At 41.4% G+C, this 13960-nt stretch carries 12 protein-coding genes, 1 rRNA gene and 1 pseudogene (1 of these 14 only partly in view); 8 read left to right on the forward strand and 6 right to left on the reverse strand.

The window, feature by feature from the left end; all coding sequences use genetic code 11:
* Positions 1-1365 (reverse strand): 16S ribosomal RNA (locus VF06_RS11020) (it extends 124 nt beyond the left edge of the window).
* Positions 1366-1676: 311 nt separating this feature from the next.
* On the opposite strand from VF06_RS11020, the gene nadC reads away from it, so the two are divergent.
* Entirely contained in the window at positions 1677-2543 is an 867-nt protein-coding gene (nadC, locus tag VF06_RS11025) for a carboxylating nicotinate-nucleotide diphosphorylase (protein WP_099072460.1), read from the forward strand.
* Between the two features lie 15 nt (positions 2544-2558).
* Here nadC and VF06_RS11030 read toward each other — a convergent pair whose 3' ends face one another.
* Together VF06_RS11030 and VF06_RS43500 are read right to left on the reverse strand one after the other, a co-directional pair.
* On the reverse strand, positions 2559-2891 hold the full coding sequence (locus VF06_RS11030) for a XisI protein (RefSeq protein ID WP_099072461.1): 333 nt from the start codon (positions 2889-2891) through the stop codon (positions 2559-2561).
* Positions 2846-3007, reverse strand: a pseudogene (locus VF06_RS43500) (element excision factor XisH family protein); the annotation flags it as partial. The gene VF06_RS11030 and the pseudogene VF06_RS43500, both read right to left, overlap by 46 nt.
* A gap of 179 nt (positions 3008-3186) precedes the next feature.
* Here VF06_RS43500 and VF06_RS11040 point away from each other — a divergent pair.
* From VF06_RS11040 to VF06_RS11060, 5 genes are all read left to right on the forward strand, one after another.
* Positions 3187-3480, forward strand: a complete 294-nt coding sequence (locus VF06_RS11040; protein WP_143861852.1) for a hypothetical protein — start codon at positions 3187-3189, stop codon at positions 3478-3480.
* 172 nt (positions 3481-3652) lie between these two features.
* Complete coding sequence (locus VF06_RS11045; RefSeq protein ID WP_099072464.1) at positions 3653-4348, forward strand: Uma2 family endonuclease; 696 nt, start codon at positions 3653-3655, stop codon at positions 4346-4348.
* A 171-nt stretch (positions 4349-4519) separates the two neighbouring features.
* Positions 4520-6262, forward strand: a complete 1743-nt coding sequence (locus tag VF06_RS11050; protein ID WP_180267397.1) for an ABC transporter ATP-binding protein — start codon at positions 4520-4522, stop codon at positions 6260-6262.
* Positions 6259-8052 carry an ABC transporter ATP-binding protein gene (locus VF06_RS11055; protein WP_099072466.1) on the forward strand — a complete coding sequence of 598 codons (1794 nt, stop codon included), beginning with the start codon at positions 6259-6261 and terminating at the stop codon, positions 8050-8052. Before VF06_RS11050 ends, VF06_RS11055 begins: the two co-directional genes overlap by 4 nt.
* Positions 8053-8158: 106 nt before the next feature.
* A complete protein-coding gene (locus VF06_RS11060; RefSeq protein WP_244917975.1) occupies positions 8159-8713 on the forward strand; it encodes a dihydrofolate reductase family protein in 555 nt (184 codons plus the stop codon).
* 63 nt (positions 8714-8776) lie between these two features.
* Here the strand turns inward: VF06_RS11060 and trxA are convergent, their stop codons facing one another.
* The gene (trxA, locus tag VF06_RS11065; RefSeq protein WP_099072468.1) at positions 8777-9115 is read right to left on the reverse strand and encodes a thioredoxin; all 339 of its coding nucleotides are present in this window, start codon (positions 9113-9115) and stop codon (positions 8777-8779) included.
* A 431-nt stretch (positions 9116-9546) separates the two neighbouring features.
* Complete coding sequence (locus VF06_RS11070; protein ID WP_099072469.1) at positions 9547-9855, reverse strand: hypothetical protein; 309 nt, start codon at positions 9853-9855, stop codon at positions 9547-9549.
* Positions 9856-10259: 404 nt separating this feature from the next.
* Here VF06_RS11070 and VF06_RS11075 point away from each other — a divergent pair, with 404 nt between their 5' ends.
* Positions 10260-11222 (forward strand): fatty acid desaturase, encoded by a 963-nt coding sequence (locus VF06_RS11075; RefSeq protein ID WP_099072470.1) that lies wholly within the window; start codon positions 10260-10262, stop codon positions 11220-11222.
* Positions 11223-11310: 88 nt separating this feature from the next.
* On the opposite strand, the gene VF06_RS11080 is transcribed toward VF06_RS11075, so the two are convergent.
* The gene (locus tag VF06_RS11080) at positions 11311-12297 is read right to left on the reverse strand and encodes an NAD-dependent epimerase/dehydratase family protein (protein WP_099072471.1); all 987 of its coding nucleotides are present in this window, start codon (positions 12295-12297) and stop codon (positions 11311-11313) included.
* 767 nt (positions 12298-13064) lie between these two features.
* On the opposite strand from VF06_RS11080, the gene VF06_RS11085 reads away from it, so the two are divergent.
* Positions 13065-13960, forward strand: an 896-nt coding sequence (locus VF06_RS11085) for an AAA-like domain-containing protein (protein WP_257208122.1), incomplete at its 3' end; no start/stop codon positions are given.

The raw sequence follows: 13960 nt of genomic DNA on the forward strand, positions 1-13960 counted from the left end.
GCTTCCATGGTGTGACGGGCGGTGTGTACAAGGCCCGGGAACGAATTCACTGCAGTATGCTGACCTGCAATTACTAGCGATTCCTCCTTCACGAAGGCGAGTTGCAGCCTTCGATCTGAACTGAGCCACGGTTTATGGGATTAGCTTGCTATCGCTAGCTTGCTGCCCTCTGTCCGTAGCATTGTAGTACGTGTGTAGCCCAAGGCGTAAGGGGCATGCTGACTTGACGTCATCCCCACCTTCCTCCGGTTTGTCACCGGCAGTCTCTCTAGAGTGCCCAACTTAATGCTGGCAACTAAAAACGAGGGTTGCGCTCGTTGCGGGACTTAACCCAACATCTCACGACACGAGCTGACGACAGCCATGCACCACCTGTGTTCGCGCTCCCGAAGGCACCTCTTCCTTTCAGAAGAGTTCGCGACATGTCAAGCCTTGGTAAGGTTCTTCGCGTTGCATCGAATTAAACCACATACTCCACCGCTTGTGCGGGCCCCCGTCAATTCCTTTGAGTTTCACACTTGCGTGCGTACTCCCCAGGCGGGATACTTAACGCGTTAGCTACGGCACGGCTCGGGTCGATACAAGCCACGCCTAGTATCCATCGTTTACAGCTAGGACTACTGGGGTATCTAATCCCATTCGCTCCCCTAGCTTTCGTCCCTCAGTGTCAGTTGCGGCCTAGCAGAGCGCCTTCGCCACCGGTGTTCTTCCTGATCTCTACGCATTTCACCGCTACACCAGGAATTCCCTCTGCCCCGAACGCACTCTAGCCGTGTAGTTTCCACTGCCTTTACAAAGTTGAGCTTTGCTCTTTGACAGCAGACTTACACAGCCACCTGCGGACGCTTTACGCCCAATCATTCCGGATAACGCTTGCATCCTCCGTATTACCGCGGCTGCTGGCACGGAGTTAGCCGATGCTGATTCCTCAGGTACCGTCATTGTGTTCTTCCCTGAGAAAAGAGGTTTACAACCCAAGAGCCTTCCTCCCTCACGCGGTATTGCTCCGTCAGGCTTTCGCCCATTGCGGAAAATTCCCCACTGCTGCCTCCCGTAGGAGTCTGGGCCGTGTCTCAGTCCCAGTGTGGCTGGTCATCCTCTCAGACCAGCTACCGATCGTCGCCTAGGTAGGCTCTTACCCCACCTACTAGCTAATCGGACGCGAGCTCATCTTCAGGCAGCAAGCCTTTCACCTTCCGGCACATCCGGTATTAGCCACCGTTTCCAGTGGTTGTCCCAGACCTGAAGCTAGATTCTCACGCGTTACTCACCCGTCCGCCACTATGTCCGAAGACACCGTTCGACTTGCATGTGTTAAGCATACCGCCAGCGTTCATCCTGAGCCAGGATCAAACTCTCCGTTTTGATGAATCGTTTGCTTTTAGCTCTTTAGCTGCGCTTTTTTAACCCCAGCTTGGTTCTCTTATTTACTTGACGCTAACCACTTGTTGTATAATGGCTTTCAAACTATAATATTTTCATGGTTCCGTGTCCCAACAGCGTCGCTCTTTCGCTTCGCTCTCTCTGGCACTTATTCAATATAGCTAACCATTCTTAGAGTGTCAACCTCTTTGACCACTTTTTTTTGACCTTTTTTTTGAGATTCCTGTGAGCCTTAGATGGTAAGGGTTTTCGGCTATATTATTCCTGAGGTCTCAAGATAAGGAATTGAAATTGTGACAAAATTTGGTGTTTTGCCGCCCTGGCTAGTTTTAGATCCACTGTTGCGTGGTTGGTTATTGGAGGATATTGGAAGGGGCGATCGCACCACAAACACCCTACTCGTCGAAGGTGTCACATCAGGAACAGCCAAATGGATAGCGAAGGCTCCAGGAATTATCACTGGTTTACCAGTTGCAGCTAGGGTATTTCAGATTTTGAATGAAAATGTGAGTTTTACTGCTGTGACGCCTGAAGGTGCAAGATGTGAGCCAGGACAGGTAGTGGCTAAAATTCATGGTTCGCTTGATGCATTACTAATGGGGGAACGGGTAGCGCTGAATTTGGCTATGCGCTTGAGTGGAATTGCCACGCTAACTAATATATATGTAGAGAAAATTGCTGATTTAACTGCTCGGTTGGTGGATACGCGCAAAACTACACCAGGGCTGAGACTGTTGGAAAAGTATGCGACTGTTGTGGGTGGGGCGATTAATCATCGCGTGGGATTGGATGATGCAGTGATGATTAAGGATAATCACATTGCGGCGGCTGGGGGAATTGGAGAAGCTATTGGGCGCGTTCGTTCTCAGATTCCTTATCCTTTGACAATAGAGGTAGAGACAGAAAGTTTAGAACAGGTGAAAGAAGCTTTGCAGCACCAAGCCGACATCATTATGTTGGATAATATGCCTTTGGATATGATGCATCAGGCGGTGCAATTGATTCGTCAGCAGGATAGCCGGGTGAAAATTGAGGCTTCGGGGAATGTGACTTTGGAGACGATTCGAGGTATTGCAGAGACGGGTGTGGATTATATTTCTAGCAGTGCGCCGATTACTCAGTCAAAGTGGTTGGATTTGAGTATGAGGATTGTACTTTAAATATAATGGGGCGAATCATCCTACTGCAAAGTCGGTGTAATGTCGCATTTTTGGAGGATCAATGCCTAAAACAATGTCTTCCTTGGGAACACCGAGTTCAACCAACTGGTTTGCAATTCCAACTTCGGTTCCATCTTGTTGAATCCAAATCTTACCATTGATGATGTCGAGGTGAAGGATGGTGCCGTACAGTCGGCTTGAGTCGCGCCAACCAACGTAGACTAGTTGGTAGTGGTCGCGTTCGGTATCGAAAATAGTTTGGGCTTGGATGCGATCGTCCCACACGAGTTTGGCGCGTTCTGTTAGCAGGTTTTGGATGTGTTGTCGGTATTCGTTGACGGTAGCCATTTTTGAATTACCTCCTTATCAATATCGTAAATTAACAACAGAAGTTGGTTTTGCTGAACGAGTCCCTGAATAAATGGACTTATAAAAAACCGCTCGTAAATATCGCTGGAGACTGCTAGATATACTTCTGGATAGAGAGCCTGATATTTGTGACAATAAAGGCAATGTAATACGTCCCAATGATTTAGTTGTGTACCTCTGTAAAGATGAGAAGGATAGAGATTATGAACACTATGGGGTTGTTAGAGCGACCCCAAATGGTTACAGAGTTGCACACTTTTTCACAAGTGAGACGGTGAAGCCAGAAGGTAAAATTGTCAGGGTGGGAATCGGATATGTTCATTTAGCTCATTACACAACAGACTGGCTGTTTAAAGAACGTCCTGAAAAAGAACATCCTGAAAAAGTTTCAGACATTCAAATTGAGGCGCGTATTCAAAAGTCGAGAGAAAAAATTCTCAGTGCAAAAGATCCTCTTTGGAATTTACTGAGTTACAACTGCGAACATTGGGCTAGAGAAATGGTATACAATGAACCTAAATCTACTCAGTATGAAGAGACGAGACTAGGAAATAATTTTAAAAACTAACAATAGTAGATAAAAAATGTGCGATCGCACCAGTTTATTTTATTTGTATAGATGATAGCCAAATGACCGTACCGACCAAACTCTGTATTTTGGTTAGACTACGATATGAAATAAGAACAGCAGGAAAAGCGATCGCTCACCCATCTCTAACAATCACCTGAGAATCATCGCAATGGTTACACAGCTACCATCTTCTACACCAAAAAGCATTATCTACCCTGACAGCGATGGACAGCCAATGGCAGACAATACTAAGCAGTTTGAATTAATTGTCTGGATTAAAAATAATTTAGAACTGCTGTTCGCCAATGACCCAAATGTGTTTGTCGCTGGGGATTTGTTATGGTATTCGGTGGAAGATGATAACAAGCTCCGACAAGCTCCGGATGTAATGGTAGTATTTGGTAGACCAAAAGGATACCGGGGTTCTTATAAACAGTGGGTTGAAGATAACATTGCTCCGCAGGTGGTATTTGAAATTTGGTCGCCTGGAAACCGGATTTCTCAGATGGCGAAGAAATTCGAGTTTTATGAGCGCTACGGTGTGGAAGAATATTATTTGTACGAACCTGATGTAGTTGACTTGACAGGTTGGCAGCGTCGTAACTCACGATTAGAAGTTATTGACCAAATGGTTGGTTGGGTGAGTCCTAGATTGGGAGTGCGTTTCGAGTTGAGTGAGGAAGAACTACAAATTTATCGCCCTGATGGCGATCGCTTTCTTACCCATTTGGAACTAGACCAACAACGAAAACAAGAAAAAGAACGAGCCGAACAACAACGCCAGCGAGCCGAACAAGCCGAAGCACAATTAGAAGCCCTACATACTCTACTAAAAGAACGGGGAATTAATCCAGAGCAATTGTGAGGAAAATTAATTTACAAGTATAAAAAATAGCTAAAGTTACAAACGTATTGTAATATTCCTCATTCTCAACTTGAGTAAGTGGTTTTTTTGAATCAAAGTACGAGATAATTTTCCCAAAACACAGGGTGAATTCCATTGGTTCAGCAGCCAGAACTCCAAGAAACATCGTCAATGCAATCAATCCAACGCGTCCTGGTTAGTTTGAGTACTTACCGATGGACTTCGTTGGGAGCTTTAGTCAGCCTCTTGCTGTTGACCATCGCTAATGCCGTTACTCCACAATTATTTCGCTGGGGAATCGATCGAGGAATTAGCGAAAGAAATTTAGAAATTGTCTTAATTAGCGCCGGCTGGATGGTAGTTGCGGCCATTGCTCGTGGTTTATTTAACTTTGGGCAAAGCTATTTAGCAGAAGCGGCCTCTCAAGGTGTGGCTTACGATCTGCGAAACAAAATTTTTAGCAAAATTCAAAATCTAAGTTTCAGCTATCACGACCAAGCGCAGACTTCCCAACTATTAACCCGTGTTACCAGTGACATTGAGCAAATCCGTACATTTATTGGCACCAGCCTGATTCAGGTTATTGGTGGGGTTGTGACATTGGTGAGTGTTGCAGTGATTTTGCTGGTAATGAACTGGAAATTAGCACTGATTACTCTCACAGTCGTACCATTAACAGCATGGTTAATGGCACGATTTGTCACTCGTAATAACAAACTTTTTCGCCAAGTACAAGAGCAACTCAGCGACTTGAATGCTGTATTACAAGAGAACTTAATCGGAATACGGGTGGTGAAAGCGTTTGTACGAGAGTCTGCGGAAAGGTCGCGTTACACGACGTTGAATGATGGCCTAATCAAGGCAAATATGAAGACCATTAGTGCTATTCGTAATACCTTTCCGTTTATATTTTTGTTAAGTAATTTAGTAACACTGGCGGTTTTTGGATATGGAGGAGCAGAGGTAGTTGAAAATAGATTCTCCATTGGTGAACTAGTGGCCTTTAATTCCTACCTAGCTTTGATTTTGCAACCAATTTTGGTAATTGGTTTTGCTGCACCAGCCATTGCTCAATCAGCTGCTTCGGCAGAAAGGGTTTACGAAGTTGTGGACGCAGAGATCGAAATTGGCGATCGCCCTAATGCCATGCCTTTTGATACCTGCGGTGGTAGAATCACCTTTGAAAATGTTTCGTTTCGCTATCCTGGAGCAAGTGCCGAAACTCTCAAAGAAGTTTCCTTTGAAACCAAGCCCAATGAACTCATCGCTGTTCTAGGGATGACTGGCTCCGGGAAAAGCACAATTATGAACTTGATTCCCCGCTTTTATGATGTTACACAGGGAGCAATTCGCATTGACGGGCGGGATGTACGAGATTTTAACCTTAAAAGCCTCAGGTCTCATATCGGGATTGTGTTTCAGGAAACCACACTCTTTTCTGGGACAATTCGTGAAAATATTACCTATGCAAAACCCAATGCAACCTTAGAAGAAGTAATTGAGGTGGCAAAAAGCGCACAAATACATGATTTTATTATTAGTTTGCCTGATGGCTATGAAACAATTGTCGGCGAACGTGGTGTAGGGTTGTCTGGCGGTCAAAAACAACGAATTGCCATCGCCCGTACCTTACTCACTGATTACAGTATTTTGATTTTGGACGATAGTACCTCTGCTGTGGATGCTAAAACTGCTGCCCAAATTCAAGCTGAGTTAGATGGTTTCATGCGCCAAAAAGCTTGCACAACCTTTGTCGTGGCTCAACGCATTAGCACCGTCAAAAATGCCGATCGCATTTTTCTCATGGACAAAGGACGATTGGTAGCACAAGGTACTCACGAAGAATTGATGCAAAGTAGCCCGCTTTACGGCGTAATTCTGGAATCTCAGGTAAAGCAAAAGGAGAATGCATGAGAAGTACATCTGCTGTTGTTGTATCCCAGGAAGAAGGTACTAAGCAAGTCTCTACCTTAGGGCGCTTTTTGCAATACCTAAAACCATATCGCAAAGAAATTCCCATCGCCATCGGATTAGTTTTCATTGGTGCTATTACCCAAGCAATTGGGCCATTTTTTATTGGTTGGTCAATTGATAATCTAATTGCCAAGGGAAATTTACAGGGATTACTGCTGTTATTAGGGCTATTAGCGCTGAATTATGGAGTTGGTGTCTTAGCAATCCGGGGTCAAATTATTCGAGTGGGCTGGATTATGCAGCGATTATTGGCTCAACTCAGGCAAGACATTTTCATTAAAATCCAAAGTTTACCCCTGAGCTTTTTTGACCGTAGCGAAGCAGGCGATTTAATGAGTCGCTTGCTGAATGATGTCAACACCGTGAATCAGGCTTTCGGACTGACTATTGCCCAAATGTTGGGTAATACTTTCAGTTTAATCGGCATTGTGGTTGCCATGCTCTCAATTAACTTGCAACTGGGCTTGTTAAGCAACCTCGTAGTACCACTAATGATTTTTACAACAGGCTTGTTTGCGCGTTGGGCTAGAGCCAGATTTCGTGTCACGCGACAAACCATTGGGGAACTTTCCGCCAAGTTAGAAGAAGATATTGTGAGTGTGCGAGAAGCACAGGCATTTAATCGCGTACACCTGAACATTGCAGAATTTGAGATTCTCAACGCCGCCAATCGAGATGCTAACGTCGAAGCTGTGGCAATTACTTCAGCTTTTTTGCCGTCTATTGATTTTCTCAATACATTAGCAACCGCAGGTGTGTTGGCCTATGGCGGTTATCTGGCGGTGACCGGTGGTGCAACGGTGGGTGTAGTAACATCCTTTTTACTTTATGTACAGCAATTCTTCCGCCCGATCCAAATTCTCAGCCAGTTTTACACCCAAGCTCAATCTGCATTCGCTGGATTAGAGCGAATCTTTTTATTATTAGATGAACCATCACAACTCAAAGACGCGCCTGATGCTAGGGAAATGCCACCAATTCAAGGTGAGGTAAAATTTGAGAATGTCAAATTTGGTTATACTCCAGACCAACTCGTTCTTAAAAAAGTAAATTTGCACGCCTACCCAGGACAAATGGTTGCCTTAGTAGGGCCGACGGGTTCGGGGAAAAGTACAATAGTTAACTTGATTTTGCGCTTCTACGATGTGTCCGATGGTGCAGTGAAAATTGATAACATTGATGTGCGTAGTGTTACTCAAGCAAGTCTACGGCGTCAAATTGGTATCGTCTTGCAAGATAATATTTTGTTCAGCGGTACTGTTGCTGAAAATATTGCCTTTGGCTGTCCCTATGCCACCCAAGCTGATATTGAAGCAGCTGCACAGATGGCCAATGTTCATGAATTTGTTACCTCACTACCACAAGGCTATACCACTCAATTGGGTGAAAAAGGCGCTCCCTTGAGTCAGGGACAACGACAACTCATTAGCATTGCTCGTGCGGTATTAATTAATCCCCGCATTCTCATACTTGATGAAGCCACAAGCAGCATTGATACTCGTACAGAAGCTTTAGTGCAAAGTGCGATCGCTCGCTTATTGCAAGGTCGTACAAGTTTCGTAATTGCCCATCGCCTCAGTACAGTTACTCAGGCAGATAAAGTATTAGTAATTCAACAGGGACAAATTGTAGAGCAGGGTACTCACACAGAACTCATCCGTCAACAAGGTGTCTATGCAAACCTCTATGCCCTGCAATTGGGTGTAGAAGACAGTGTAAAAGGGAGATGAGGGAGATGGGGGAGATGGGGAAGATGGGGAAGATGGGGAGAATAATAACTCCCCAGTCAACAGTCAACAGACCCCATACCCCATATCCCATATCCAATGACTAATTATGAAAGTTACACTTTATATTGCAACTAGTTTAGATGGCTACATTGCTCGCAGTAATGGAGAAATTGATTGGTTATCAATGTTTGAAGCTCAAGAAGAAGATTATGGTTATGCCGCTTTCTACCAATCTATAGATGCTATTGTTTTGGGTAGTAAGACATATGAGCTAGGGCTGAGTTTTGACCAATGGCCTTATCCAGATAAGAAATCTTTCGTATTCACCCAACGGCATTTCAAATGCGATCGCAACGACGTTGTATTTATCTCTGATCCAGTGAATTATGCATTATCAAGTATAGAGGCAGAAGGCTTTAAAAATATCTGGCTAGTTGGTGGTGGAGCGTTAATTAATTCCTTTCTTAAACACAGCTTGATTGACGAATATATTATTTCAATTATTCCAATTATTTTAGGTGACGGTGTACGCCTTTTTCCACCACCTACCCCTGAAGAAAAATTAGAGATGATGAACTCAAAACAATATCCAAGTGGATTAATTCAGGTACACTATAGACAAAAACAAAACAGTGATAAATTCATAATTCATAATTTATAATGAATCCATTGCCATAATAACAATTAAATTCTTTTGAATTACGAATTACGAATTACAAATTAGTTAAAGAAGTTTGTCAATAGCATTGGTAAACTGTTCGTAAGGAGAAACTCCTACAATAGTTTCTGCTAAAACACCATCTTTAAAAATTAAAACTGCTGGAATGCTGCGAAGACCAAATTTTTTGAACAGTGGTTTGTTGCTGTCAACATCTACCTTCACGACTTTAGCACGACCTTTGTATTCTTCGGCAAGTTGTTCGATTAATGGACTAATCAGACGACATGGGCCACACCAAGTAGCAGTAAAGTCAACAACAACAACTTGCTCTTCGCTTCCATTTAAAATAACATCAAACTCGCTTTCTTGAACGTAAACAACTTTGTGAGTCTCAGTAGACATATTTTAAGTCTCCAATGTAAAACTAAAATTTGATTACAAATCTGACTATACAAACTATACATTGTTATGTCTATTTAGATTCATAAAATTCTGAGATGGGGAAATTAACACAGGAATGTTATTCCTAGTGTTACTCTTGGATAAAGTAAATGCAACTGGCTATATTTTTAATGGATTTTTGTAAGGTTTGGATAGTCAAGACGTACTGAAACAGAATAATGCAAGGAAGCAATAAGTAATGGTTTATGATTATTATTGCCTCTTTGCGCTTGTGTGGATATAGTGTATTTAATTTTACATAAATACTTGGGAAATCAGCTTTTAGCGATCGCCTTCCATATTTATTCTGTAGTTATGCTACTGGCAAAGATAACGATACTTCGCTTAAGCGCCCTGTCTACTTACGTAATTAAATACTTTATATCGCAGTTTCAAGGTTTTTCTTGAGTATCTGGTATTTTTTCGATCTGTATTAAATCAATCTTCAAAATAGGTTTATTTGGAGATAGTTGTCTGTCTCTAAGCATTTGAATTTCTCTTTCAAAGGCATTAGTACCTTGTCTAAAAAAGTCTTGAGAGTTAGATGGAACTAAGTCACGTGATAAATTTTGAGCTTGTGTTGGAGTGAGATTAGGAATAGTGGTTTGAGCATTACCAGAAGTTTCGGCAGCCACTAAAAAAGCTGTTGAAAAAATTAGTATTTGTAATTTTCTAGAAGGAATAGATTTGAGACTGAACATAATTCAAATATCTATTGTGTGAATTTGGCGTATTATCAAACCGTTTTATTTTGGTTTGATGATATCTAAAATACAGCGATCGCCTGACAAATTACCTCCTACAAATGGGTTAATTTATTTCTATGATTTACATTAATAAGGGACTTCCAAGAAAATAAATCTTCGACAGAAGACTGTTGACTGTCAACACATCGGTAGACCTATTGCAATCAATTGCTTTTTGAACTCTTGTGGTCAAAGGGAAAAAGTGAAAGAGAAAATACCAAACATGCACCCCCTTGCCCTTTTCCCCACTTCTGCAAGAAGTCTGGTATTGACTGAACGCTCGTTACTCAGCTAGGGTTGAAAATATTCCTAGTTTTTTGTATTTAATAGTTAAATTTTTACTATGTGGAGTTTTAATCATGTCTAGTGATGCAATTATTGAAACTGAATTCTTAGAAAACGAAGTTGATAAGCAATATAAGCCCCGCCAAATTCTTGAGATGCAAAAATTAAACGTTTTGAATCATCGCTACAACTGGAAGGGTGTAGTTCAATTGGCTGGACATTTAACCGTTATGGGAATTAGTGGTTATCTATGGGCAATGAATTTTGGCAATTGGTTGTTAGCAATACCAGCACTGGTGATTTACGGCTTTTGTATAGCTTCTATGTTTGCACCTATGCATGAGTGCGTTCACAAAACTGCTTTTGCGAACAATCGGTTGAATGATATTGTCGCTTGGTGTGCGGGTTTACTTTCATTTTACAACAGCACATTTTTCCGCTACTACCACAACTGGCATCACCGCTATACTCGCGTTCCAGACAAAGATCCAGAACTGACGGATCTCAAACCAAGCAATTTAGGTAAATATTTATTAATAATTACTGGTTTGCCCTGGTGGTTAGGCAAAATTCGCGGACATTTTCAGATTGCTTTTGGTCAACTTGATGATTGCCCATTTATACCGCAAACAGCACGAGCTGAAGTTATTCGCTCAACTCGTTGGCAATTAGCTGTTTATGCAGTAGCGATAGCTATTTCCATAGCAGCAAATCAGCCTTGGTTTTTTCTGTATTGGTTGCTACCATTGCTTGTTGGTCAACCAATTCTGCGTTTTATTTTGTTGGCAGAACACACAGGTTGTACTCTTGATGCAAATTTGTTAACAAATACTCGTACAACCCTGACGTTATTTCCTGTAAGATTTTTGATGTGGAATATGTCATTTCATGCAGAACATCATTTGTACCCATCAATTCCGTTTCACGCTCTAGCTACAGCTCATCAACAGTTGAGTTCGCACTTCACCCATATCCAACCGGGATATATAAAAGTTAACAGGGACATTGTCAGTAATTTTGAGCGATCGCCATTATGACAAAATCTCTGAATTTTTACAAAAATCTTTTTTTGCGGCTAATTCTTCTTCCCATTCTCTGTTTCCATATCCGTTGCAGTCAGGTCACTCAAATTGTATCTGGATTAATTAAAAAATAAGTTCCCAACTCTTTTATTCTCTCCACCCAACCTTTGATTTCATCAGCCACTTTATACTTCCATTGCAGTTGCAACACTTCTCTAGTGTGAGAATCATCAAATATAACTTTGTCTTTGTTTTCAAAGACTGGTGCAATGAATTCTACTCCAGCAGCTTGAGCAAACAAAGTTGATATCTGACTAATACTCAAATTTTCTGGCGCAGCTAGGTAATGTCCTCCTTTAGTACCTTTTCGTGCTGCGGCAATGTAGCATTCTGCTAAATCCTCAACATGAACCCACGCAGTCATAAAATCTGGCGGAAATGGCTGATAGCCTTGGTATGGTTCACCTGTAATGAATTGCTGAATTGCAAAATCCCAGAAACTGCCACGAGTCGGTGCCGCACCATACACTGATGAAGGATACACAATGGAAGCATTACCTCCATTATTGATATATTCTTCTACTAGCCCATCTTTTAAGACATTTACACCCACTAGTAAATCTATACATACCAAATATTCGGGCAGTATATAACCTTTTGGCGGAGGTGTTTCGGTAATTCGCCCCCCATCAGCAGTGATTAAAGAGAAATTGCCACTGGTTGTAATTACATGAATATCTGGTGAAACTGCCTTTGCACCCTCTAAAGCAGCTTCTAATGCTATGCGGTCTTTGGCAAATTGAGCTTCTTTAGTTGGTTCTGGAGGCATGTGCCAAGCAACATTAATTACTGTTGTAATGTTATGGTTACGAATTGCTTGGATAACATCGTTGCTGGAAAAGTTGGCCTCTTGAGAGCGGATTATTTCTTGACAAAAAGGCTTTATGGCTTCAACATCACTGCTTGGACGCACAAGACCGAATACCGCAAAATCTGGTGTCTGGTAAAATTTACGGCACAGCTCTCCGCCAATGTAGCCGGTTGCACCTAAAATCAAAATATTTTTAACGGAAGAACTTTTTTCTGACATAAATTTTTAATTTGTAATAGCTATCTTACAAGGGTTTTGTTGATTGAATTTTACAATGTGCGATCGCCAAAAGTAGGGCATCACTATCTATTGATAGTGCCTTAGTTAACATAGCTTACTATGTAATACATATATTTTGCCGCAAAAAAGCATTTATAATCAAGATTTTAAACGTTGTCCATGTTGAAACCTTGAGTTTGGAATTATTCTGTTTTGTCATTGCGACGAAGCAATCCCAAAATTTTGGTAGAAGGGAGTAGGATGTTTCGGGAGTTAAGTAAAAAATAATATGAAAATTTACTTAATTGAATGTACAACTATATGGCTATATAACTTTAAAGTTGATTTGCTTTTAACAACGATTAACCTCGGAGTTAAACATTATAGTAAAAAATATTTATCTTGTTAGTGACGGCAGTGGTAATAATGACGGTATCGTAATAATTAGAGCGAGTCAGCTATTGGGCTAATTGCACGTTGAACGCCACTTGCTGCATTTGAGGGAACTCCTACGTACCCGTCAGTGACTCCTGTTGAGGGTTAACTAGTCAACCACGAACATCAAAAGATGTGCAAGTTAAATACGTGACAACTTAGCAATAGCTTCAGTGAATATCTTATACTTAAGAACCTATTTAAATACTGATAATTTTCAGAACACAATGAGACTTATAGATTTTTCCCGATCCAAGTATTTTTCCGGTTGTATATTAATACTAAGCTAAAGGAAATCTGTAATTTTACTAAATGTTTAACTTTTTATAACCGTGGAAGAATTGCTAGACGCTGTAGAAAAAATTCTCCAAAACAGGCCTCTCGATTCCATTCAGTGGTTTGTGCTTTATCAATCGTGGTTAGGTAAAACTTACGATGAGATGGCACAGGGTACAGGTTATGGTAGCAACTATATCAAGCAAATTGGCTCTCAGTTGTGGCAAGACTTGTCCCAAGCTGCTGGAGAAAGAATAACAAAAAAAAATCTACATCTAGTCTTAAGCAAATACTTACAAGGGATAACTGAACAGCAAAATCAACCACAAGAACAACAGCCAGACACAAAATTCAGATTCACAAAGCTTTATCCAAACTTATTTTCACCCGGCAAGATGGAATTTCCCAGTGGCCCTTTGCCGATAAATTCTAGTTTATACATTAATCGTCCGCCATTAGAAGAACTGATTTGTAGTGAATTGATACAACCTGGTTGCTTAATCAGAATTAAAGCGCCCAAGAAAATGGGCAAAAGTTCCTTGCTCAACCGAATGATTGCTTATGCTAAAGAGCAAAATTATCAAGTCGTCTATTTGGATTTTCAAGAAGCAGACGAAGAAGTTTTTGTTTCTCTGGATAAATTTTTGCGTTGGTTCTGTATTTATGTCACTAGGCAGTTAAATCTCTTTCCCTGTCTAGATGATTTTTGGGACATAGAAATGGGCAGCAAAGTCAGCTGCAAAATTTATTTTGAAGCTTATCTATTACAATATATTGCTGAAAATCCTGTAGTTTTGGCTTTGAACGAAGTGCAGCGAGTTTTTGAACATCCAAATATCGCCCAAGATTTTTTACCAATGCTGCGATTTTGGCACGAACAAGCAAAGCAAGATTGCATTTGGCAAAAACTACGAATGGTGGTAGTTCACACCACAGAAATTTACGTTCCCCT

Origin of the sequence: Nostoc linckia z4 (genome assembly GCF_002608075.1) — a bacterium.
Classification (GTDB): Bacteria; Cyanobacteriota; Cyanobacteriia; order Cyanobacteriales; family Nostocaceae; genus Nostoc; species Nostoc linckia.